This window comes from Muriicola jejuensis (assembly GCF_010671595.1).
Classification (GTDB): domain Bacteria; phylum Bacteroidota; class Bacteroidia; order Flavobacteriales; family Flavobacteriaceae; genus Muriicola; species Muriicola jejuensis.
Genome location: NZ_JAABOP010000002.1, coordinates 99186 through 121439 on the forward strand (window position 1 = coordinate 99186; position 22254 = coordinate 121439).

The window sequence follows — 22254 nt, forward strand, 5'->3', positions numbered from 1 at the left end:
ATTTTGTTTAACCAAATGTAGTAAAAGTTGAACATTATTTCATAAATTTGAGGGTAGAATTTTAGGGATTTGGAAAAAAAACAACAAAATATTAACACTTTCAGCAGTTTTATGATCGTCGCGACGTTTTTCTCGCTCTGGATCTCTGTCTATTTTGATGTAAAGGCTGAGGCTGTTCTTTCCTATTTCCTCATTTTCACCTTCGGGATCCTTCACGGGTCAAACGATCTCAAACTCATACAACAGACCTCTGGGAATTCGAGAAAGGGTTTTTTCCTGCGGGCCCTGGGCAGCTATATTTCTGTGATCTTGTTCACGGTATTGTTCTTTTCCTTTTTTCCCACTCTGGCCCTGGGATTCTTCATCCTTGCCAGCAGCTATCATTTCGGGGAACAGCACTGGGCCTCCCAGACCGGGAAATCGACTTTGTCATATCCCTTCTTTGGCAGTTACGGCATGGTCATCTTTTTTCTGCTTTTTTATTGCCAGGCCGAAGAGGTCTCTCCCATCATCTACCAGATCACCGGCCTTGAAATACCGACAGAATTCTATCTGTATACTCTGACAGCTTCTTTCGCAGTATTTATGGCCATCTATTTTTGGTGGCTGGCCAGGGGAGAGATCAAGGTGAACATGGTTAAGGAACTCTTCTACCTGGCCGTCTTCTTTATCGTGTTCAAGACCGCTTCGCTGATATGGGCCTTCAGTATCTATTTCGTGATCTGGCACAGCATCCCCTCCCTGATGGACCAGACCAGGTTCCTTTACGGTAAAATTTCCAAAAGTTCTTTACTGGCTTATTTCAAGACCTCTTTGTTGTACTGGATCGTCTCTATGGTGGGCCTCGCAGGGATGTATTACCTCTTCCAGGACAGGCAGGGCCTTTTCCTTTCCATCATGATCTACTTCCTGGCGGCCATTACCTTTCCGCACGTGATCGTGATGAACCGACTCAACCGTTCTTAAAAACTGACCCTGAAACTCGCGTTAGGGGTCAGGCCCAGGGAGATACTCTCCACGGTTTCGATCTCGTTCTGGTCATTGAGTCGATAATAGGTGTTCAGCACATTTCGCTTTCCGAAAATATTGAGTACAGAAATTCCCGCGGTAGCCCTAATCTTACTGTCGAGGTCAAAGGAGTAGATCAGGGAGGCGTCTGCCCTGAGGTAATCGGGCAACCGGCTGCTGTTGGGGCTTTCGTAAATGATCCTGTTAGGGAAGACCGTGATATCAATGGGACTGTTTCCTTCCCGGGGTTTGGTGAAAGGCTTTCCCGTCCTGTAATTCAGGCCGAAACCCAGTTTAAGGTCCCGGTAGTTATAGGTCGTGGCCAGGGTAGCGGTATGGGTAATGTCCAAATTATTGGGGAATTCTGAAGGGGTGATGTCCTCAAAATAATAGGTATTCTTGTTGTAGGCATAGCTCGCCCAGCTGCTGAACCTGTTGTTCTTGTAATTGACCAGAAATTCCGCCCCCCGTATGGTATAGCTGCCGATCTCCCCATCGAATTGATCCTCGTTCTGAAACCCCTGGGTGGAGGTGCTGATCCCCTTTACTTCCTTGAAAAATCCTTCCAGGCCTATGAACCACCGGTTCTTGTCGTAGTTAAAGCCCACGGATCCCTGCTTGCTTCGGGTCACTGGCAGGATATCCTCATCGGAGAGGATCCATCTCCTTTTCTCTATCCCCAGGAAATTCTGTTCGAGGTCGACAACCTGATTGGTGACCTGGTTCTTGAATTCCCCCTGGATTTCGAACCGGAAATCGGGCCAGAGCATATAACTCATATTTAACCGGGGTTCCAGGATGATCTCTTCAAAGGTCCCCAGGTTCTCGATATAGTTGAGTCTCGCACCCCCGATCACGTCCAATTTTCCGTCCTCAGAACCGTATTCCAGCTCACTGAAAAGGGCGTGCATCCGGATCACCCCTTTGATATTGCTATTGAAAGGCGGCTGGGTCACATTGGTAAAATTCGTGATGCCGACCTCCGTGAACTGGTAACCATTCCTGAAATGGAATTGATCCGTAAGCGTGTATCTCGTGTTCACCTTAAAGGAGGATTCCAGTACCTGGTTGTTCTGGAAGAGGGATTGCTCCCCGTTTGCGGTTATGTTCCGGGCATCCAGGTTATAGCGGGTGAGGTAGGCACTTATCTGGGTTGAAAATCGGTCGGACCAGCGGCTGGCCAGCCTGCCACCTAAAGAAAAATTGGTCTGGTCTAGCAGACTCTGATCAGATCTCCCCGTGTTCTGGTTGCTCTCAAGGTAATCCAGAGTGTTGTTGATGTAGATCGCACTGACCCTCAGTTTGTGATCCTCGTTTATATCGTATAGCAGTTTTCCGGTAAAGTCATAAAAATAAAAGTTCTCATCCCTGTCAATTGCCTCATCCGCTCCACCGCCCCCTTTGACCTCCGTATCCTGGAATGCCCTGTCAAAGAACTGATTATAGGTGGGTGTATTCAGAAAATCCGTGACGGACCTGCGGCCGGAAAACTGCAGGGCGATTCTGTCAGAGAGGGGAACATGGCCGTACAAATCCCCGCTGATCAGGTTAAAACCCCCTCCTCCGGAGATGCGGTCCTGCACCTCGTCCCGGGTCTCCATACTGATGATCCCGCTTACCCCGTCTCCGTACTGGGCGCTGGTCCCGTTCTTGATCACGGTGACCTTCTCCGTGAGGTAGGGGTTAAAGGCCGATATAAGGCCGAAGAAATGCCCGGACTGGTACATCTTGATCCCATCCCACAGGATGAGGTTCTGGTCGTTGGTACCACCGCGAATGTTGATATCGGAAACGGTCTCATCTATACTTTTGATCCCGGGCAGGGCCTGTACGGTCTGCAGGATGTCTGGCTCCGAGAGGCCCGGCAGGATCCCGAAATCCTCTGTGCTCAACAGGATGCTGCCGTCTGTTTCCCGGGTCAGACCCGTGGTCAGGAACTGATATACCACCACTTCCTGTAATTCCTGGTAGCTGAGGGCCATTAAAAGGGAAGGGCAATCGTTTCCGCTCAATTCGGAGGCCGCTATATATCGGGGTTTAAACCCAAGGAACCGGATGCGCAGGTTTGCATCCCTGGGCACATTGGTAAGGGTGAATCTTCCATCCATATCCGTGACCAGTGCCGTACTGCTGCCCAATACTTCCACCGAGGCACCCGGAATGGTGTTTTTCCCATAATTATCAAATACAAAACCGCAGATGTCTACGGTAGTGCTCAGGACGATGCTGTAATACCGGTCAGAAAGTTTCTCAATTCTGAGTCGGGTTAACTCTTCCAGGGTTTCCAGGATAAGCGAGAGGTCCGATCCATCCGGGGGGTCGATCTCGATGTCCGTCAAATCCTCGTCCACATAGGAGAATTTCACATTGAATTCCTGTTCGAGTTGTTGGAGGTAGGAGATCAGGGAGAGCCTATTCCCTTCCTGTCCCAGGCCGGTAGCGAGGAAAAACAAAAGGAAGGAGAAGCAAAAAAAGAATCTCTTAAGGCGTCTTATCTCCATAAAAGAGCACTTTGTTCCCCTCTAAGGTAAAGCTTATTTGAGAAGGAGTACTTATACTCTGTAACGCCAAATTCATATTCGTGTTGCTGAAACTACCCGTAAAAAGTTCACTGAGATCAACGTTTTGGGTCTCTACCCTCACATTGAACTGTCTCTCAAACTCTTTCAGTACGAATGACAGGGGAATACTTCTGAAACTACTCTCGTCATTGACCCAGGTAGGTTCTGTCGTCATAGGTGCCTGCACGTCTTTTACTTCTCCGTTGATGACCAGAAAAGAGGACCCTGCAGGCAGCTTCATTTGCCTTCCTTTGTGGTCTACGCTTACGAGGCCCTCGTAACAGGTCACCTCGAAATAACCATTCCTGCTTTTTACATTGAACTGAGTTCCCAGGACACTTACAGATCCTACATCGGTCCTCACCGTAAACTTTTCTCCCTTGGCCACTTTGAAAAACGCCTCCCCTTCCAGGGTGAGTTTGCGTTCTTTTTCCCAATTCCGTTCGCTGAAAGACAACTCGGATCCGGCATTCAGGATCACTTCCGAGGCATCGGGGAGAACGACCTCCGTGCGCTGTGCATAGGCCGCACTGAAAGTCTCATCCAGGGTAGAGATATAAAATACACTGGCTGCGATAAGTACCGTAATTGCTGCTGCGATCTGCATGAGGTAGCGCCTTGGACGCATACGGACCACCCTGACCTCTGATCCTTTCCTTTCCCGGAGATCAGCAAGGGCTCTGTCCATATCAAAGGATGGAGGGCTCAGGGCCTCTGAAGTCCTGGCGATCTTCTCGTAGGAAGCGTACTCCTCCGTTTGCTTGAAGGCAGCCAGTTCCTCATCGCTGAGTTCGTTGTTGAGCCACTTGGCCAGGTAATTTTCCTGCATGATTTCTATCCTTTACTCCTATATAACATCCAAGGGTAAAAAAACCCTACCGTTGGTCGATATTTTTTTTTCCCCTTCCCTTAATCCCTTTGGTTGACGCGTATTATTCATCATATCCCATCGATCTGTTCCCTCAGGGTCTTCAGGGCCAGGTGCATCCTTTTTTCGATCGCCTTTACACTCACCCCTTCCATCTCGGCGATCTCCGTATACTTTTTTCCATCGATCCTGTTGAGCAGGAAGACCGTTCTCTGGTTTTCCGGAAGACTGTCCAGGGCACGGTCCAGTTTCTCCTTGAACTGTTTTTCCTCCATCAGGAACTCCGGGGATTCCGCATTGGGATTCTTAGGCGCCTTTTCGGCGTATTTCAATCTGACCTTTTCCGCTTTCAGCACATTCAGATAAAGGTTGTTGGCCACTTTGTAGACAAAGGCCTTGGCTTTCTCCGGGATTACCTTGGCGCAATTCTCCCACAGCTTCACAAAAGCCTCCTGCACAGCGTCATAGGCCTTCTCTTCATTCCCATATTTATAATATATGTAATTAAAGATCGTTTTTGAATGGGCCCTGAAGATGGAATTGAAGACCTGTTCTTCACAAACATTGTCCATAAAGTAATCGGCTTATTTGATTGGCGTTCCTCAAAGATATTTTAAAAAAATTAAAAAAAGGGGTAGGGTTTTTAAACTGAGAACTGTTTCATCTGTGTACAAACAACAAAAAATCCAAATCGTTATGAAAAATGTATTTAAGTATTCAGTGTTTTCCCTACTGTTTATGGCGACACTGATGGTGACGTCCTGTCAGGAAGAATTTGAAGAACTTCCGCAGCCGGATGAGCAACAGACTCTTATGGCCAGTTCAACCACTGCGAAACTGATCGAAAGGACCGCAGCCAATGACGGGTCCTTTGACAATATTGTGGATGGTGCCAGCTGTTTTGCCCTTAATTTCCCCTATACGGTTGAAGTGAACGGCATACAGATCACTATCGATTCCCGTGAAGACCTGCAGGTAATTGAGGAGATCTTCGATGCTATTGACGATGATGTGAACGTGCTGGAGATCCTCTTCCCCGTCACGATCACCTACAGCGATTACTCACAGATTGTGATCAACAATTTAGAAGAGTTACGGGCCCTGGCCGAAGAATGTGTGGAAGGTGGAGCCGATGACGATATTGAGTGTATCGATTTCGTTTACCCCATCACCCTGTATACCTTCGATATCAACGAACAGCAAACAGGAAGTGTTACCGTGAACAGCGACGAAGAACTGAGGCTTTTCTTCAAAGGCCTGGATGAAAACGATCTTATCAGCATCGACTTTCCTGTGACCCTCGAACTCTATGACGGTACACAGATCACTGTGAACAGCAATGCCGAACTGGCCGTGGCTATCGAAAACGCCAAGGAAGCATGCGATGAGGATGATGATAATGACTACAATGACGACGATTTCACCCTGGAAAGGTTTAACAATCTCATCACCGAATGTCCCTGGTTGGTCCGTGAAGTACAGCGTGACGCTATCAGCCAGACTGATCAGTACTTCGAGTACCTGATGAACTTTACCGAAGATGGTGCCGTAACCGTGAAAGACCGTCTTGGTAATGTGCTGAACGGAACCTGGAACACCAGGATCACCGATCGAGGCGTGCTGCTGAACCTGCAGTTCGATATCCTTGTCGACTTCAACCTGGAGTGGTTTGTATACGAGATAGAACCCGGCAAGATCAAATTGTACGCCGAAGGTGGGAACAAGATTATCCTGAAATCGGTCTGTGATGTCTTCAATGACGATCCCAATACCCTTCGTGAGATCCTGAGGGAGTGTGCCTGGGTGATCAAAAAGGTACTCATCAACGGCGATGAAGTGGAAAGGATGATCGGATACGAATTCAAGTTTATGGCCGAAGGTGTGGTAACTTTAAGCAACGGGATCAACGTGTCTGAAGGATCCTGGGTGATCACCACCAATGCCCAGGGCAGGCTGGTACTGGCCCTTGAGTTTGGCAACGAACCCACCCTCAACTTCGAGTGGCTGCTGAGCGACCTCCGGAATGACAGGCTGAAGTTCAATATAGAAGGAACTGCCTATGAACTGGTTGTCCAAAGAGTTTGCGAAGACGATCCTGCCAATGTGGACGGAGATGTACTGGAGATCCGCAATGTGATGATGGGCGGTGAATGGATGGTGGCCCGTTACAGTAAAGGTGAAGTGGATGAGACCCAGAATTTCATGCCCTACTCCTTTGTCTTCGGCCCCGAGCATGTCATGAGCATTACCCTGGGAGATACAGGGACCACCCAACCAGGTATCTGGAGGGTGCTGAGGAACAGCGACGGCAAACTCAAGGTATACCTGAATGCTGGCATCGAAGGTTCCCTTGCAGCTCTTACTGACGACTGGGACTTTGTATCCATGACCTCAAACCGAATCGAGCTGAAAAGCTACAGCGAGTCTAACGCAAGTTATGAGGTGCTGGTCTTCGAAAAGCCTTAAGTACCCCTTTTTAGCCCCATTTAATTGAGAACAGGGCCGCTTCGCAGAGAAGCGGCCCTTTTTCTTTGCATTTTAAGACACCGGGCTTCCCTGATCCCGATCCAATTGTTAAATTTGCATTCCTCTAAAGGCAAAGCAGATATGTTCGACAACTTAAGCGAGAAACTGGATAAGGCCCTGCACGTCCTCAAGGGCCATGGGCAGATCACAGAGATCAATGTGGCGGAGACCACCAAGGAAGTGAGGAGGGCTTTGCTCGATGCAGACGTCAATTTCAAGATCGCCAAGGAATTTACCAACAAGGTCAGGGATAAGGCCCTGGGCCAGAATGTACTGACCACCCTCCAGCCAGGACAGTTGATGGTGAAGATCGTCAAGGATGAACTCACTGAGCTCATGGGCGGGGATGCCGCCGGTATAGACCTCTCAGGTAACCCTTCTGTCATCCTGATGTCCGGTCTGCAAGGGTCCGGTAAGACCACCTTCTCCGGGAAGCTGGCCCATTATCTGAAGACAAAAAAGAACAAATACCCCCTCCTGGTGGCCTGTGACGTATACAGGCCGGCAGCTATAGATCAGTTGCATGTGGTAGGGGATCAGATCGGTGTGCCCGTTTACTCCGACAAGGAGAATTCAGACCCGGTTTCCCTGGCCAAGGCGGGTATCGCACATGCCAAGGCCCAGGGGCAGAATGTGGTCATCATTGATACGGCAGGCCGACTTGCGGTAGATGAGCGCATGATGACGGAGATCTCACAGATCAGAGATGCCGTACAGCCGCAGGAGACCCTTTTCGTCGTAGATGCGATGACCGGGCAGGATGCTGTGAATACGGCCAAAGCCTTCAACGATGTTCTGAACTTTGACGGGGTCATCCTTACCAAACTAGACGGGGATACCAGGGGTGGGGCCGCCATCTCTATACGCTCGGTGGTCAACAAACCCATAAAATTCATCGGGACAGGAGAGAAGATGGATGCCCTGGATGTATTCCACCCAGACAGGATGGCAGACAGGATCCTGGGTATGGGAGACGTCATCTCCCTCGTGGAACGCGCACAGGAGCAGTTTGACGAGGAAGAAGCGAGGAAGATCCAGAAAAAGATCGCCAAGAACACCTTTGGTTTTGACGACTTCCTGAAACAGATCCAGCAGATCAAGAAAATGGGCAGCATGAAAGACCTGATGGGTATGATCCCGGGTGCCGGAAAGGCCCTTAAAGGACTGGATATAGACGATGACGCTTTTAAACACGTAGAGGCCATCATACATTCCATGACCCCGGACGAACGGTCTAACCCCTCCATTCTGGATGCCAGCAGGAAGAAACGCATCGCAAAGGGCAGTGGTAGAAGTGTGCAGGACGTGAACCAGTTGCTGAAGCAATTCAACCAGATGGGCAAGATGATGAAGATGATGCAGGGCGGAGGCGGCAAGAAAATGATGCAGATGATGGGAGGCCTTCGCGGATAGGGCATAGCCTTTAAAATTTCGTCCTGATAGGACGCCTGAGTGCTTTCAAAGATCACAAACGATAAAATAAAACACATGGTCATACTGGACGGTAAAAAGATCTCAAACCAGATCAAGGATGAGATCGCCACGGAGGTGGCGCAGATGAAGGAAAGGGGCGAAAAAGTGCCTCACCTCGCGGCGGTGCTCGTGGGGAATGATGGTGCCAGCCTGACCTATGTGGGCAGCAAGGTGAGATCCTGCAAACGCATCGGATTCGAATCCACTCTGAAACACCTTCCCGAAGAGACCACGGAAGCGGAATTGCTGCAACTGGTCAAAGACCTGAACGACGACCCTGAGATCGACGGGTACATCGTACAACTCCCCCTGCCGAAGCACATAGACGAACAAAAGGTCCTCATGGCGGTACACCCGGACAAGGACGTGGATGGGTTCCATCCAACCAACTTCGGTAAAATGGCCCTGGATATGGAGACCTTCATTTCCGCTACCCCCTACGGCATCATGGAACTTCTGAGAAGGTATGATGTGGAAACGGAAGGAAAACACGCGGTGGTCATAGGCCGGAGCCATATCGTAGGCAGGCCTATCAGCATCCTGATGAGCCAGAAGGGAAAGGCGGCCAATGCCACCGTCACCCTTTGCCACAGCAGGACAAAGAACATCAAGGAACTCACCTTACAGGCCGATATCGTGATCTCCGCCCTCGGAGTCCCACATTTCCTCAAAGCAGACATGGTGAAACCCGGGGCGGTGATCATCGATGTGGGTATTACCCGTGTGGAGGATAAAAGCGCAGAAAAGGGATACTACATCACAGGGGATGTGGATTACGAGAACGTCCGGAAAAAAGCCTCTTTTATTACCCCGGTTCCGGGCGGTGTAGGTCCAATGACCATTGCCATGTTGCTAAAAAATACTCTCCTGGCCCGCGAACGCCACATGGCCAAAGCATTGTAGAACCACCTGTAAGCACCTTGGGATTTATTAAGGCAAAGTGTAACAAAACGGGGTTTTGAAAGTCAAATCCTCACGAACTAATTAACATATCAATTTTATGAGAAAGACTATTTACGGCTTGTTGGCCCTCACCGTTTTGTCGGTGCTCTCCTGTTCATCCGAGAAGAAGGCCGATAAGGAACTCACCTCGGGGATCCTTGTGGAATACATGGATACGCTGGTAAACCCGGGAGACAATTTTACGGCCTACGTGAACGGAGCCTGGGTGAAGAACACCCCTATCCCCGATGACAAGGCGAGTTATGGAGTTGGCTACATCGTATACGAAGAATCCGAAGACAATGTGAAGAAGATCATCGAGGAGTCTTCCCAGGGTGAGTTTGCCCAGGGATCCGATGAGCAGAAGGTCGGGGATCTGTATACTTCCTATGTCGACTTCGAGAAACGCAACGAGATTGGCGTGGCCCCTTTAAAACCTGAATTCGACAAGATCGATGCCCTGTCTAACTACGACGACCTGGCAACCTATTTTGCCTATGCCAATAAGGTGGGGATCAATGTACCCCTGGGCCTTTTTGTCTACCAGGATTTCAAGGATCCGACCATTTATACCGTATACACCTGGCAATCGGGCCTGGGCCTGCCAGACAGGGAATATTACCTGAAGGAGGATGAGAGATCTGAGGAGATCCGTGCAAAATACCTCGAGCACGTGGAGAAGATGTTCGACCTGGCCGGACTGCCTGAAGGTGAGAAGGCCGCCCGCACGGTCATGGCGCTGGAGTCTACCCTGGCGGAAAAGCACCTGGAGAAGGAAAAGACCAGAGACCTGGTCTCCCTCTACAATATGTTCCCCGTAGACACCCTGGGTAACATCATGCCAAAGTTCAACTGGACCGCCTTCCTGGGCGAAGCAGGCTTATCCGGGCAGGAAAAGCTGGGCGTGCTTATGCTCGACTATACCAGGGCACTGGATGGGATCATCACATCTACCGATATGGATACCTGGAAGACCTATTTGAAATGGGGCGTGATTGACGCTAATGCTTCCCGGCTTAACGAAGCCATGGACAGGCAGAACTGGGAATTCTACAGTGCGGAACTCCGCGGGACCAAAGAACAGCGCCCCCTCTGGAGGAGAGGCGTTTCGGCCGTGAACGGCACCCTGGGTGAAGTGGTCGGAAAGGTCTATGTTAAAAAACACTTTCCGCCTGAGGCCAAAGAACGCATGGAGGTCCTGGTTTCCAACTTGCTTAAGGCTTATGAGGTCAGTATCAAGGAACTCGACTGGATGAGTGACGACACCAAGAAAGAAGCTCTGGACAAACTGAGCAAGTTTACCCCCAAGATCGGCTATCCCAACAAGTGGAAGGAATACGATTTTGAGATCAAGGCAGATGACCTCTTTGGCAATATGCGGAGATCCAAACTCTACGAGTACAACCGGGAACTGGCCAAACTGGGGCAGCCCATAGACCGGGAAGAGTGGGGAATGACACCCCAGACGGTCAATGCCTATTACAATCCCACCCTGAACGAGATCGTCTTCCCTGCCGCCATTCTTCAACCGCCTTTCTTTGACCTCAATGCAGAAGACGCCGTAAACTACGGGTCTATCGGGGCCGTGATCGGCCATGAGATCGGCCATGGATTCGACGATTCTGGAAGCACCTTTGACGGGGATGGAGCCATGCGAAACTGGTGGACCGATGCGGATAAGGAGGAATTCAAGAAGAGGACCGGCGCTCTGGTGGAACAGTACAATCAGTTTGAAGTACTGCCAGGCCTCAACATCAACGGGGAATTCACCCTGGGTGAGAATATCGGAGACCTCGGAGGACTGAGCATCGCCCTGAAGGCCTACAAGATGTCCCTTGACGGAGCGGAAGCACCTGTAATGGACGGATTTACGGGAGAGCAGCGAGTGTTTATCGGCTATGCACAATCCTGGAGGAACAAGGCCCGGGATGAGGCCCTTCGCGTTCAGATCAGCACAGACCCGCATTCGCCTGCGGATTTCAGGGTGAACGGAGTGGTGCGCAACGTACCTGAATTTTATTCAGCCTTCGATATAAAAGAAGGAGACAGCCTGTACCTCGCCCCTGAAAAACGGGTCAAGATCTGGTAATAAAGACTAATAATGATCGAAAGGAAGCCCTCCCAAGTGGGGGCTTTTTTTATTGGGGGATCTCTGTGGTCCTGTGTACGGCCTGGGTGGTATCATTCGGGGTCAGGATATCCAGGTCGCTGTCACCTTCGTCATTGGTGCAGCTCCAGGTAAAGATGATCGAGATGATCACAAGCAGGAAATAAAGGACATAGGGTCGTTTCATAGCTCAATAATTTAGTAGGTGTGGATTACCGAGTTACCGATTATATAAAACGGGGAAAAAAGCCCTTTGGTATTGGTGACCTTCCCAAAAAACGGTACCTTTTATCGAAAATTTATCGATAAAATGAAAAAATTCGCTCCTCTTCTCTTTTCTCTGGTATTTGTGTGTTTCTCCTGCAAAAAGACGGATCCAGAACACTCTATCTCAGAGATCGGCATCTCCTTTGAAGATTCATTATCAACCCAGGCCATGGACGGCCGCCTATTGCTCATGTTTGCAAGGGATGACAAGACGGAACCGAGGTTCCAGATCAACGACGGCCCTGGAACGCAACTGATCTACGGGATGAATGTTGAGGGGATGAAACCCGGTGAATCCCTGAGTTTCGATCCCTTATCCTTTGGCTATCCCATCGCCAGCCTGTCGGATATACCTCCCGGAGAATACTGGGTACAGGCCCTTTTACATGTGTATGAGACCTTTAACCTATCTACGGGCCAGACCGTCAAACTCCCCATGGACAACGGAGAAGGACAGCAATGGAACCGGTCTCCAGGCAATTTGTACAGTACCCCCAGGAAGATCACGGTTGACGAGAACGGAATCGGAACCCTGGATATCAGTATGGATCAGAAGATCCCGCCCATAGAAGAACCCGAGGATACTGAATGGATCAAGCATATCAGGATTCGTTCGGAAAAGCTCTCCGAGTTCTGGGGACGCGACATGTATCTGGGGGCCCATGTGCTGCTGCCCAAGGGATTTAAGGAACACCCTGAGGCCAGGTACCCCCTCATGATCTTCCACGGGCATTTTCCCTCTGATTTTGGGGGATTCAGGACCACCCCTCCCGATCCCGGCCTGGAACCCGATTATTCCGCCAGGTTCGACGTGGAAGGCTACAACATCCTCCAGCAGCAGGAAGCCTATGATTTTTACAAGCGCTGGAATGACCCTGAATTCCCCAGGTTCCTCATCATCGAGATACAACATCCCACGCCTTATTACGACGACTCCTATGCCGTGAACTCGGCGAGCCAGGGCCCATACGGGGATGCCATCACCTACGAACTCATCCCATTTATAGAATCACAGTTCAGGGGAATAGGGGAGGGATGGTCCCGTTTTCTCTACGGTGGGTCTACCGGAGGGTGGGAAGCCCTTGCAGTGCAGGTCAAATACCCCGATGAATACAATGGCTGCTTTGCGGCCTGTCCGGATCCTATCGACTTCAGGGCTTACTGCCTGACCAACATTTACGAAGATGAGAACGCCTATTTCTACAAGAGCGATTTTGTGGACCTTGAAGTGCCAGCCCACAGGGATTACCTGGGGCAGATACAAGGTACCGTAAGGGGGAATAACCATTTGGAACTCGTCCTGGGCGACAAGTCGCGCTCCGGCCAGCAATGGGACATCTGGGAGGCGACCTATTCCCCCCAGGGAGAAGACGGATACCCCAAGCGGATCTGGGACAAGATGACCGGGGAAATAGACCACGAGGTGGCTGAATACTGGAAGGAGAACTACGACCTGAGGTATATCCTGGAACGCGACTGGGACAAGCTGGGCGAAAAGCTAAGGGGGAAGATCCATATCTACTGCGGGGATATGGACAATTACTACCTCAACAACGCGGTCTATCTTATGGAGGATTTCCTGGAAAACACCACAGATCCCTATTACGAAGGGGAAGTGAAATACGGCGACCGGGCAGAGCACTGCTGGAACGGAGACCCGGAATTGCCCAACCATATCAGCAGGTTGAGGTATAACAGCATGTACGTGCCCAAGATCATGGAACGGATCTGGAAGTCGGCTCCTTCTGGGGCCGACCTGACCAGTTGGCGATACCGTTAAAATCATTAAATAGAACATTATGAAATACAGGATATTTGGACGTACAGGATGGGAAGTAAGCGAGATAGGATACGGTATGTGGGGCATGGGCTCCTGGAAGGAATCGGATGACCGCTTATCAGCCCGGTCCCTCGACCTGGCGGTGGAACTGGGGGTCAATTTCTTCGATACGGCCTGGGGCTACGGTGAAGGCCACAGTGAAAGACTTTTGGGAGAACTCCTGAAAAGGCACCCAGGGAAAAAACTCTACACCGCGAGCAAGATACCCCCAAAAAATTTTAAGTGGCCCGCACTGGCCGACTATGCCTTTGAGGATTCCTATCCCACTGAGCACATAATGGACTATACCCACCGAACCCTAAAGAATCTGGATGTGGAGCGCATAGACCTGATGCAGTTCCATACCTGGGATGATACATGGGCGCACAGGGAGGAATGGCAGCGTGCGGTGGAAGACCTGAAAACCTCCGGGAAGGTAGCTTCTATGGGGATCAGTATGAACAGGTGGGAACCCGAGAACGGGATCAAGGCCCTTAAGTCGGGCCAGATCGATACGGTACAGGTGATCTACAACATCTTTGACCAGGCCCCGGAAGACGCATTGTTTCCCCTCTGTGATCAAATGGACATAGGGGTGATCGCAAGGGTACCCTTTGACGAGGGTACGCTTACCGGGAATATTACCCGGGATACGGTCTTTCCTAAAGGCGACTGGAGGGGTACCTACTTTGTGCCTGAAAACCTTATTCCCAGTGCAGAACGGGCCGACAGGCTCAGGCCTCTGGTGCCCGAGGGAATGTCGATGGCAGAGATGGCCCTGCGCTTTATCCTGATGAACGACCAGGTAGACACTGTGATCCCAGGGATGAGGAAGCAGGAACACGTTCGGTCCAACATATGGACCAGCGATGGGAAGGGGCTCGACAAGTCCCTGTACAATGCACTGCGCACCCACCGCTGGGATCGTGTACCTACCTCCTGGTCGCAGTAATCGGAACGATCTATGGAACGCAAAAAATTTATTGCACAGGTGGCCATAGCCGTGGTGCTATATGTCCTGATCTCATTGATCCTGGAAAAGGAATACTCCTCCGGGATCATCTTTCGCGAAGTGAGGGACGGGTTGGTCTTTGGGCTGGTCTACGCACTTTTTCTCTGGATCTGGCATCGGGTTAAATCCGGGAAAAAATCGCAGGATGAATAGCTTCGGCCGGCCTTAGTTAAGTGGATTCTGTTTGAACTGGAATCTTGCCCTTGTTCTTTTTAAGCCAGTTTTCAAAGGTCTGTAATTCGGGATTCAGCTTCCGCGTCTCAGATAGGTTCCTCGCCTTGCAAAAGTCGGATTCAAACTCATCCATCATCTGATACATATTGGCCAGGTCATCAGCTCCTGGAAATCCGAAGGACCGATACATTTCCGGGGTCACGGCATTGTATTTTACCGGTTTGCCTAAAACACGGGTGAAGGCATCTGCCATTTGACTCCCCGTAAGGTGTTCGCCTGCAATACCCACAGTCTTGCCCAGATACTCTTTCCCTGCCTTGAATATTCCCAGGACACATTTCCCGATATCCCCTACGGCTATTCCCGGTAATTTGGCATCTCCCAATGGAAAAGTAATGGCTAATGTTCCGTCCGGTCCTTTTTGAGGCTCAGCCCCGAAAAAGATAAAGTTATCCCAGAAGAAGGAGGTCAGCAAGAGCGTATAGGGTACGCCGCTTTTTTCAAAATATGTGTTCGAGGCCCCCTTCCCGTCGAAGTGGGGTACTTTGTACTTACCCATAAGCGTGGGCATTCGGTCATCATCCAGGGGAATCCACTTTCGCGTATCCTCCAGCGTAGACCAGATCACATGGGAAATATTCGCTTCTTTAGCCGCCTCTGCCATGTTTTGGGCGTGTTGAATCTCTTTTTCGGGGGAGAAGTGATCCCAGAAAAAGGTCACACAAAAGGCCCCGTAAGCCCCCTCGAATGCCCTCACCAGGCTTTCCTTGTCCGAGACATCTGCTACTGCTATTTCAGCTCCTCTCCTCGAGAGCGCCTTGGCTTTTTCGGAATTTGCATCACGGGTGATGGCCCTGACAGTAAATTCACCTGAGGGATCATTGAGAATGGCGTCAATGACTCCACCCCCCTGGGCACCGGTGGCACCCACAACGGCAATGATTCTTTTGGATTTCATGATGGGTATATCTTAGGTTGATCGTACCCTCTGAAGTTACAAAAAAGATGGACACAAATCATCTTGAAGCGAAGATGATACGCTCATAACCAGAAACTTACATCTGATAGTTTACTTTGCAAACAATTGCCCCATATCCTTAAATGCCTTGAATTCGAGGGCATTTCCCGCTGGATCCAGGAAGAACATGGTTGCCTGCTCACCCACTTCTCCCTGAAAACGGATATATGGTTCAATAATGAAGGTCACCCCTTTGGCCTTGAGTTCCCTGGAGAAATTCTGGAAGGTGTCCCAGGGCAGGACCACGCCATAATGAGGTACAGGTACATTCTTCCCGTCTACCGGGTTGGTGTGCAGTTCTTCTTCCGATTTGGGCTTGTAGTGGATTACCAGCTGATGCCCGAAGAGGTTGAAATCGACCCAGTGATCGCTGCTTCGGCCTTCTTCGCAGTTGAGCACCTCCCGGTAAAAGGTGCGGCACTCAGCCAGATTGTGAACGGGAATAGCGACGTGAAAGGGGGTGATGGACGACATAGTGATTGAGATTTGTTAATGGGGTATCTGTGTTTGATTGAAAATGATATAATAAATTAAAATTAATCCTTTTCTAGGAGTTCAGGAAATCCAGGATCTCTTCGCTCACAAAGTCCTGGTGCATGGAATGGCCATACCCCCGGGTCTTTATCAACTGGCTGCCTTTCCAGTTCCTGTGCACTTTCTCAGAGGCCCGGAATGGGGCTATCGTATCCAGTTCATCGTGTATGAGCAACCCTTTGATATCGAGCTCTTTGGCGTATTCGGCTGTGGAGAATTCCCGTATCCCAAAGCCGAACCTGGCTTTCAGGTAGCTGTCGAGCGCATGAAATACTTTATTATTGAACCTCAGGATCTTCTGGTATTGCATGATGAGGTCCTCCAGGTCTGAAGGCGAGCCGATGGTCACGATCTTCTTAAGAGAATTCTTGGGATACCGAAACTGATGATAGACTGCCGTGAGTCCGCCCATGGAATGTCCGATGATATAATCGGGTTGGTATCGCTCCACCACAGTCCGCGTACAGGCGGTATAGCGGATCACGTTCAGTAACTTCCCGGTAGAATGGCCCTGAGCAGGGGCATCGAAGGCCAGGATCTCATAGCTTGCATCCTTCAGGAAACCGATGAGGTTCCTCCATCGGTAGGTATTGCTTTCCCACCCGTGGAGCAGCAGCACCTTCTTGCCTTTCCCCGCCCACCGATAGGTCTGGATCTCCATATCCTCCACAGTGATACGCTCATAGGCAGCATCCCTGAGGAATATTTCCTGGATAGGCAACACCTTACCCTTCCTGGGGGTGCAGAATACGATATAGGCCTTGTGGGCCGCTTTCCTGGGAGAGAAGGTGGCCAGCAGGTTGAAGTATTTCCCTATGGCAAGGGGAAGCATCCTTTGAAAGGCTCTTTTCAAACCGAAAGGATTAAAAGGGTTTTTATATCTGAGGCATCTACGTTCCCTGTTAGTTCCATCCCACCATCATGTACTTGATCCTGGCCTTGTCCGGGATCTGGATCATATCGATATCCGAACTTACAAAGCGCAGTTCTGCGGGGAGTTCCTCTTTGCTGATCGTAAAGTAGAGGTCACTGTCCCGGATCAGGATCACCACATTGTTGAGGGAGGTGATCACCTTTTTAATGTTCAGTTTTTCCCGCAGATCCTTAAAAGTGCTCAGAACATTCACACCCTCCGGGGTCACGTACCGGGGGTCGTGTATCCTGATATTCGCGATGACGGGGATACTGTCTGTAGTTGGACTTACGCTTAATAACTGTTTTCCACCTTTCTCATAGATTTTGATGGCCTCCGAGGTCGACTGACCCTGAACATTGGCCGCCGGTTCTACGATGGAATCGGATGCAAACAGGGTTTTCAGTTCTGCTAGTGTGGTTGTTTTTGTGATGGGCCCGACCCCTTCTCCCGTGATGCTGAACCTGGGGTCAGTTTCCTTCTGGCAGGCAGTTAGCAGGAATATGGATAATAGGCTTAGAATGATCTTCTTCATAAAGAATAATTTGGAAATTGTACAGGTATTTGGGTCTGTTTAAGGCCCTATTTCATGGCTTTGCTGAGGATACCAAGGACACCTCGAATAAAAGTAGCGCTGGTGAGGACTTTTACCACCGGGTTTTGGCGGGTACTGCTCCTTCGCGATCGGGAAGAGGAAGTCCTGGTGGAAACCTTTTCTTCTTCTTTTTTGGCCATAGCCTCTGCCTTTTCGATCTTTTCGTTCAGGATCTCGTAGGCACTCTCCCGGTCTATGGTCTCATTGTATTTGGGGATGAGTCGGGATTGGTCGATCACCTCCTTCAACTCTTTTTCGGTCAGGACGTCCATCCTGCTCATAGGCGCCCTCAGGAGGGTTGCGGCCAGGGGAGTGGGCCTGCCTTTCTCGTCAAGGGCACTGATCAGCGCTTCCCCAATTCCCAGGGAAGTTAGGACCTCCTTCGTATCGTAGAAATCCGAGATCGGGTAGTTCTCTGCGGTTAATTTGATCGCCTTCCGGTCTTTGGCCGTAAAGGCCCTTAGGGCGTGCTGTACCTTCAGTCCCAGTTGGGCGAGGACCGCATCCGGCACATCCGTAGGGTCCTGGGTCACGAAGTAGAGGCCGATCCCTTTTGACCTGATCAGCTTTACGATGCTTTCGATCTGGTCGAGGAGGGCCTTTGAAGCTTCCTTGAAAATGAGGTGGGCCTCATCGATAAATAGGATCAGTTCCGGACGGTCGCTGTCGCCCTGCTCAGGAAAGGTCGCATACACCTCCGCCAGCAGGCTGAGCATAAAGGTGGAGAACAGTTTGGGCCGGTCCTGGATATCGGTCAGCCTGATGATACTGATGAACCCCCGTCCGTTTTCGTCAATACGCGTCAGGTCGTTCACGTCAAAGGACTTTTCCCCGAAGAAGAGGTCGGCCCCCTGTTGTTCGAGTTCTATGACCTTCCTCAGGATGGAGCCTGTGGAACTGGTAGCGATACGTCCGTAGCTCTCTTCAAATTCTTTTTTTCCCTCTCCCGTGGCATATTGAAGCACTTTCTTAAAATCCTTCAGGTCGAGCAGGGGCAGTTTATGGTCGTCACAGTATTTGAAGATCACCGCCACGATGCCTTCCTGGGTGTCTGAGAGGTCGAGGATGCGAGAGAGCAGTACGGGGCCGAATTCCGAAACCGTGGCCCTTAACTTCACCCCTTCCTGTTCCGAAAGCGAAAGGATCTCTATCGGAAATTTCTTCGCGGTAAAGGGAAAGCCGATCTTCTCATGCCTTTCGTCTATTTTAGGGTGCCCGGGACTCGGCTGGGCAAGTCCGCTCAGATCCCCTTTCAAGTCCATCAGCAAAACGGGTATCCCTTTGTCTGAGAGGTTTTCGGCCAGGACCTGCAGGGTCTTGGTCTTCCCTGTTCCCGTGGCACCGGCGATAAGGCCGTGGCGGTTGAGGGTCTTCAACGGGATCTTCACCAGGGCATTAGTGATCGCCTCCCCGTCTAACATGGCCGCCCCCATGGATATATAATCCCCTTTGGTCGTATAGCCTGCCTCTATATGTGCAAAGAAATCTTCCTTCTTACCCATCTTTCTTAATTTTCGATAAAAATAGGGTAATTTTAAGCAACAATAAAACGGCAAAATCATGAAAGACCTCTGGTTGCTTTTCTCTTTTCTTACCCTACTGATAATTTCACCTACCCTGGCCCAGGACAAGCCGGGGATCATCTTTCACCCTTCGCACGAGCCGAAAAAGCAATCGGCCCCTTACAGTGATGCGGTGGAAGCGGGCAACCTGTTTTTCCTGGCGGGTCAGATCGGGATGGATCACGGCACGCGCACCCTGGTGGAAGGAGGGATCCGGGCAGAAACTACTCAGGCAATAAACAATATCATCGAGGTTTTGAAGCAACACGGCCTCAGCCTGGACCATGTGGTGAAATGCACCGTAATCCTCAGTACCATGGAGGATTTTTCGGCATTCAACGAGGTCTATTCCGGATTCTTCGTCAAAAAGCCGGCGAGGACCACCTTTGCGGCCTCCGGTCTGGCGCGGGATGCCAGGGTAGAGATCGATGTGATCGCTGTCAGGAATTAGTTGCCCTCACTTTTTGGGTATTCGATTTCTCCAAAACTAAGCTGTATCTTTGCCGCATGGAAGTCAAAGAGATCATGGAACTCGTAGATCAGGGGTTAATGCTTCCCCTCATGGAAGAATTCTACACCATTCAGGGAGAGGGATACCACAAGGGGACCGCGGCCTATTTCATCCGAATAGGCGGATGCGATGTGGGATGCCACTGGTGCGATGTAAAAGAAAGCTGGAACGCCGCCCTCCATCCCCCCACTTCCGTCGAGGCCATCGTTGAGAACGCAGCAAAATACTCTGATACCATCGTGGTAACGGGTGGTGAACCCCTTACGTGGGACATGACGCCACTCACAGTTCTTCTCAAGGCCAGGAACCTTAAGACCCACATTGAAACTTCCGGGGCCTATCCGCTGACCGGGACCTGGGACTGGATCTGCCTTTCCCCAAAGAAGAACAAGGCCCCAGTGGGGGATATTCACAACAAAGCCCACGAATTAAAGGTGATTGTCTACAACAGGGATGATCTCAGGTTCGCCGAGGAACACGCTTCGAAGGTCGGGCCAGACTGTCTCCTCTACCTGCAGCCCGAATGGAGTGTGCGAGAAAAGGTCACTCCCTATATCGTGGAATACGTAATGGCGAACCCCAAATGGAAGGTGTCCCTTCAGACCCATAAATACCTGAATATTCCCTGATTTCCGGAAATCAAATTTCACCTGGAAGAATACGCCAGCGAATCTAACCTAACGGCCTCCGTTGGCCTGGAGGTCTGCCATGCATTCGGAGTCGAGTCCGGGTACGGCCGCTTTCCCGGTCAGGAGGCGGTTGTTCATCATGCCCAGCAACCCGCTGCCGAACTCGATCTCGGCCCGCATCAGGCATCCATTGACATTGCAGTGGTGTTCTGCATTGGGATCCTCATGAGCATTCACAGGGGGTGAGCCCAGATCTACAAGTCCAAGCAGGTGCCCGAATTCGTGGTTCAGAGTGGCCGTCTCCACATCCTCTATGGTGATCTGGCTGCTTTTCAGGGCGAGATCCCTTACGGTTTCCTCATAGATGACCATGGAGGTATTCCTATACACCGCTCCCAGGGTCACGGTCCCTTCCTGGGGATCGTCTGTATCCGAGGGCGCATCCGCAAAGTAAATGTAGATAGCCAGAGTACTCTCCTCGTTGTAGGCCGTCCTGTTGTCAAATTCCAGGTCGGCTACCTCCTGCAGGCTGAGCTCATTTTTATTTGGACTCGGAAGTTCGAGGTATTGTATTTCGATGCTCTGTTTAAAGGTGAGCTGCTGCAGAAAAGCCTGGAAATTATTCATCGCCTCCGCACTGGGCCTGAAACCCGTGACATACCCTATCTCTATCAGCAATCGGTCATAGGTGTCGTTGGTCAGGATATCATTCGCTGAATCGCCCGTTGCCAGGAGGTTGGCAGACCGGTCTATGTTATCCGGAGGATTTCCCGTATTGTCAGAATCCTTGGAACACCCGGCTAAGATCAATATTCCCGCCATCAGGAAAAAGAATCGCTTCATTGAAAACATGCTCAAAGTCTTTTTGTTGTACTGATATAACAAGTAAGGACGTTTTTACCCTACGTAAAACGAAGAATACGCTTAGCTAGTATCCTAAAAGGGTCAATTTACCCAAATAGTCGTAATGATCCCCTTTCCTTACAAGTTGGCATCCAAATCCATGGGTTGCGGCCATTTTTGCCATGGTATCCCAATCGACGTACAGCCAGGGAAAAGGTTCACTTCTCAAGGCCTTGTACCCCACCTGAAAAATGACCTCTCCGTAATAGGTGTGGGGGTCGGGAAACTCATAATGGCCGTGCTCATCCTGGTCGAACATATAGATGATGTCGCTGGAGTCGAACACGATCTGGCCCGAGGGCTTCAACAGTTCCTTTGCCTTTTCGAAGAACTCGGGAAGATGGTCGAGACGGCCTGCGATTCCGATGCCGTTCATCAACAGCAACAGGGTGTCGAACTTTTTGCCGCTATACCTCCAGAAATCGGACCTGACCACATCCGTAAGTCCCCTCGCCCTGCAGACCTCGGCTGCCCCTTTGGAAAGGTCCAGGGAGGTGACCTCCATTCCTTTTCCTGCCAGGTGCAGGCTGTGGCTTCCGGCACCGCATCCGACATCCAGGACGCTCCCCCTGCAAAGCTTCAGGGCATGCTGTTCGAGGGCAGGCATAGAGCTGAAATCCCGGAAAAGGTAGGATACAGGGAAGGCATCCTCCTCCCCCAGGGAAGAAAAGGTCTGTATCTCACCTTCCTTTTTCCCCGAAAAATAATAGTCCCGTATCGCCCTGCCAAAGACATCGTTGGTCATACCCATCTTCTTTATCACAAAAGTGGGATATTTGCAGCAGTACTGAAAACTTATAAACATGGAGGATGAAAATTTGCCGGTTGATCC

General features: G+C 50.5%; 21 protein-coding genes. 10 read left to right on the forward strand and 11 right to left on the reverse strand.

Translation table 11 applies throughout. The features are described from left to right. Positions 1 to 69: 69 nt before the first annotated feature. Positions 70 to 966, forward strand: coding sequence for a Brp/Blh family beta-carotene 15,15'-dioxygenase (locus tag GWK09_RS08475; RefSeq protein ID WP_163692733.1), 897 nt, complete (start codon positions 70 to 72; stop codon positions 964 to 966). On the opposite strand, the gene GWK09_RS08480 is transcribed toward GWK09_RS08475, so the two are convergent. The 3 genes from GWK09_RS08480 to GWK09_RS08490 form a co-directional block, all read right to left on the reverse strand. Continuing rightward, the gene (locus GWK09_RS08480; RefSeq protein WP_163692735.1) at positions 963 to 3509 is read right to left on the reverse strand and encodes a TonB-dependent receptor; all 2547 of its coding nucleotides are present in this window, start codon (positions 3507 to 3509) and stop codon (positions 963 to 965) included. The genes GWK09_RS08475 and GWK09_RS08480 overlap by 4 nt on opposite strands. Further along, the gene (locus GWK09_RS08485) at positions 3490 to 4398 is read right to left on the reverse strand and encodes a FecR family protein (RefSeq protein WP_163692737.1); all 909 of its coding nucleotides are present in this window, start codon (positions 4396 to 4398) and stop codon (positions 3490 to 3492) included. Before GWK09_RS08485 ends, GWK09_RS08480 begins: the two co-directional genes overlap by 20 nt. A 110-nt stretch (positions 4399 to 4508) precedes the next feature. After that, positions 4509 to 5009 (reverse strand): RNA polymerase sigma factor, encoded by a 501-nt coding sequence (locus tag GWK09_RS08490; RefSeq protein WP_163692739.1) that lies wholly within the window; start codon positions 5007 to 5009, stop codon positions 4509 to 4511. A gap of 124 nt (positions 5010 to 5133) precedes the next feature. Between GWK09_RS08490 and GWK09_RS08495 the strand changes: the two genes are divergently transcribed. From GWK09_RS08495 to GWK09_RS08510, 4 genes are all read left to right on the forward strand, one after another. Next, on the forward strand, positions 5134 to 6903 hold the full coding sequence (locus tag GWK09_RS08495) for a hypothetical protein (RefSeq protein WP_163692741.1): 1770 nt from the start codon (positions 5134 to 5136) through the stop codon (positions 6901 to 6903). A 141-nt stretch (positions 6904 to 7044) separates the two neighbouring features. Next, a complete protein-coding gene (gene ffh / locus GWK09_RS08500; RefSeq protein ID WP_163692743.1) occupies positions 7045 to 8376 on the forward strand; it encodes a signal recognition particle protein in 1332 nt (443 codons plus the stop codon). A 75-nt stretch (positions 8377 to 8451) separates the two neighbouring features. Then, on the forward strand, positions 8452 to 9339 hold the full coding sequence (gene folD / locus GWK09_RS08505; RefSeq protein ID WP_163692744.1) for a bifunctional methylenetetrahydrofolate dehydrogenase/methenyltetrahydrofolate cyclohydrolase FolD: 888 nt from the start codon (positions 8452 to 8454) through the stop codon (positions 9337 to 9339). 97 nt (positions 9340 to 9436) lie between these two features. Next, positions 9437 to 11467: a M13 family metallopeptidase gene (locus GWK09_RS08510; RefSeq protein ID WP_163692746.1), complete on the forward strand. Its 2031-nt coding sequence runs from the start codon at positions 9437 to 9439 to the stop codon at positions 11465 to 11467. 49 nt (positions 11468 to 11516) lie between these two features. On the opposite strand, the gene GWK09_RS08515 is transcribed toward GWK09_RS08510, so the two are convergent. Further along, positions 11517 to 11672 carry a hypothetical protein gene (locus GWK09_RS08515; RefSeq protein WP_163692748.1) on the reverse strand — a complete coding sequence of 52 codons (156 nt, stop codon included), beginning with the start codon at positions 11670 to 11672 and terminating at the stop codon, positions 11517 to 11519. Between the two features lie 123 nt (positions 11673 to 11795). Between GWK09_RS08515 and GWK09_RS08520 the strand changes: the two genes are divergently transcribed. The 3 genes from GWK09_RS08520 to GWK09_RS08530 are packed head-to-tail and all read left to right on the forward strand — an operon-like array spanning position 11796 to position 14736. Then, the gene (locus GWK09_RS08520) at positions 11796 to 13532 is read left to right on the forward strand and encodes an alpha/beta hydrolase-fold protein (RefSeq protein ID WP_163692750.1); all 1737 of its coding nucleotides are present in this window, start codon (positions 11796 to 11798) and stop codon (positions 13530 to 13532) included. A 19-nt stretch (positions 13533 to 13551) separates the two neighbouring features. After that, the gene (locus GWK09_RS08525; RefSeq protein WP_163692752.1) at positions 13552 to 14523 is read left to right on the forward strand and encodes an aldo/keto reductase; all 972 of its coding nucleotides are present in this window, start codon (positions 13552 to 13554) and stop codon (positions 14521 to 14523) included. Positions 14524 to 14535: 12 nt separating this feature from the next. Further along, positions 14536 to 14736 (forward strand): hypothetical protein, encoded by a 201-nt coding sequence (locus GWK09_RS08530; protein ID WP_163692753.1) that lies wholly within the window; start codon positions 14536 to 14538, stop codon positions 14734 to 14736. Between the two features lie 16 nt (positions 14737 to 14752). Here GWK09_RS08530 and GWK09_RS08535 read toward each other — a convergent pair whose 3' ends face one another. The 5 genes from GWK09_RS08535 to GWK09_RS08555 form a co-directional block, all read right to left on the reverse strand. After that, complete coding sequence (locus GWK09_RS08535) at positions 14753 to 15715, reverse strand: NmrA/HSCARG family protein (RefSeq protein WP_163692755.1); 963 nt, start codon at positions 15713 to 15715, stop codon at positions 14753 to 14755. Positions 15716 to 15826: 111 nt separating this feature from the next. Next, positions 15827 to 16249: a VOC family protein gene (locus tag GWK09_RS08540; RefSeq protein ID WP_163692757.1), complete on the reverse strand. Its 423-nt coding sequence runs from the start codon at positions 16247 to 16249 to the stop codon at positions 15827 to 15829. 73 nt (positions 16250 to 16322) lie between these two features. After that, a complete protein-coding gene (locus GWK09_RS08545; protein ID WP_163692759.1) occupies positions 16323 to 17162 on the reverse strand; it encodes an alpha/beta fold hydrolase in 840 nt (279 codons plus the stop codon). 49 nt (positions 17163 to 17211) lie between these two features. Continuing rightward, positions 17212 to 17757 (reverse strand): hypothetical protein, encoded by a 546-nt coding sequence (locus GWK09_RS08550; RefSeq protein WP_163692761.1) that lies wholly within the window; start codon positions 17755 to 17757, stop codon positions 17212 to 17214. A 47-nt stretch (positions 17758 to 17804) separates the two neighbouring features. Further along, positions 17805 to 19319, reverse strand: coding sequence for a helicase HerA-like domain-containing protein (locus GWK09_RS08555; RefSeq protein WP_163692763.1), 1515 nt, complete (start codon positions 19317 to 19319; stop codon positions 17805 to 17807). 58 nt (positions 19320 to 19377) lie between these two features. On the opposite strand from GWK09_RS08555, the gene GWK09_RS08560 reads away from it, so the two are divergent. Together GWK09_RS08560 and GWK09_RS08565 are read left to right on the forward strand one after the other, a co-directional pair. Then, complete coding sequence (locus GWK09_RS08560; protein WP_163692765.1) at positions 19378 to 19830, forward strand: RidA family protein; 453 nt, start codon at positions 19378 to 19380, stop codon at positions 19828 to 19830. Positions 19831 to 19886: 56 nt separating this feature from the next. Beyond that, the gene (locus GWK09_RS08565; protein ID WP_163692767.1) at positions 19887 to 20519 is read left to right on the forward strand and encodes a 7-carboxy-7-deazaguanine synthase QueE; all 633 of its coding nucleotides are present in this window, start codon (positions 19887 to 19889) and stop codon (positions 20517 to 20519) included. A gap of 48 nt (positions 20520 to 20567) precedes the next feature. On the opposite strand, the gene GWK09_RS08570 is transcribed toward GWK09_RS08565, so the two are convergent. Both GWK09_RS08570 and GWK09_RS08575 read right to left on the reverse strand, forming a co-directional pair. Further along, positions 20568 to 21362 carry a hypothetical protein gene (locus GWK09_RS08570; protein WP_163692769.1) on the reverse strand — a complete coding sequence of 265 codons (795 nt, stop codon included), beginning with the start codon at positions 21360 to 21362 and terminating at the stop codon, positions 20568 to 20570. Positions 21363 to 21447: 85 nt separating this feature from the next. Continuing rightward, entirely contained in the window at positions 21448 to 22227 is a 780-nt protein-coding gene (locus GWK09_RS08575) for a class I SAM-dependent methyltransferase (protein WP_239530866.1), read from the reverse strand. Positions 22228 to 22254 lie beyond the last annotated feature (27 nt).

Coding starts and splice junctions, on each gene's coding strand:
- GWK09_RS08535 (WP_163692755.1), bottom strand. CDS start 15,715: ATGAAATCCAAAAGAATCATTGCCGTTGTGGGTGCCACCGGTGCCCAG.
- GWK09_RS08485 (WP_163692737.1), bottom strand. CDS start 4,398: ATGCAGGAAAATTACCTGGCCAAGTGGCTCAACAACGAACTCAGCGAT.
- GWK09_RS08525 (WP_163692752.1), top strand. CDS start 13,552: ATGAAATACAGGATATTTGGACGTACAGGATGGGAAGTAAGCGAGATA.
- folD (WP_163692744.1), top strand. CDS start 8,452: ATGGTCATACTGGACGGTAAAAAGATCTCAAACCAGATCAAGGATGAG.
- GWK09_RS08515 (WP_163692748.1), bottom strand. CDS start 11,672: ATGAAACGACCCTATGTCCTTTATTTCCTGCTTGTGATCATCTCGATC.
- GWK09_RS08510 (WP_163692746.1), top strand. CDS start 9,437: ATGAGAAAGACTATTTACGGCTTGTTGGCCCTCACCGTTTTGTCGGTG.
- GWK09_RS08575 (WP_239530866.1), bottom strand. CDS start 22,227: ATGTTTATAAGTTTTCAGTACTGCTGCAAATATCCCACTTTTGTGATA.
- GWK09_RS08520 (WP_163692750.1), top strand. CDS start 11,796: ATGAAAAAATTCGCTCCTCTTCTCTTTTCTCTGGTATTTGTGTGTTTC.
- GWK09_RS08540 (WP_163692757.1), bottom strand. CDS start 16,249: ATGTCGTCCATCACCCCCTTTCACGTCGCTATTCCCGTTCACAATCTG.
- GWK09_RS08555 (WP_163692763.1), bottom strand. CDS start 19,319: ATGGGTAAGAAGGAAGATTTCTTTGCACATATAGAGGCAGGCTATACG.
- GWK09_RS08495 (WP_163692741.1), top strand. CDS start 5,134: ATGAAAAATGTATTTAAGTATTCAGTGTTTTCCCTACTGTTTATGGCG.
- GWK09_RS08490 (WP_163692739.1), bottom strand. CDS start 5,009: ATGGACAATGTTTGTGAAGAACAGGTCTTCAATTCCATCTTCAGGGCC.
- GWK09_RS08565 (WP_163692767.1), top strand. CDS start 19,887: ATGGAAGTCAAAGAGATCATGGAACTCGTAGATCAGGGGTTAATGCTT.
- GWK09_RS08560 (WP_163692765.1), top strand. CDS start 19,378: ATGAAAGACCTCTGGTTGCTTTTCTCTTTTCTTACCCTACTGATAATT.
- ffh (WP_163692743.1), top strand. CDS start 7,045: ATGTTCGACAACTTAAGCGAGAAACTGGATAAGGCCCTGCACGTCCTC.
- GWK09_RS08480 (WP_163692735.1), bottom strand. CDS start 3,509: ATGGAGATAAGACGCCTTAAGAGATTCTTTTTTTGCTTCTCCTTCCTT.
- GWK09_RS08530 (WP_163692753.1), top strand. CDS start 14,536: ATGGAACGCAAAAAATTTATTGCACAGGTGGCCATAGCCGTGGTGCTA.
- GWK09_RS08550 (WP_163692761.1), bottom strand. CDS start 17,757: ATGAAGAAGATCATTCTAAGCCTATTATCCATATTCCTGCTAACTGCC.
- GWK09_RS08570 (WP_163692769.1), bottom strand. CDS start 21,362: ATGAAGCGATTCTTTTTCCTGATGGCGGGAATATTGATCTTAGCCGGG.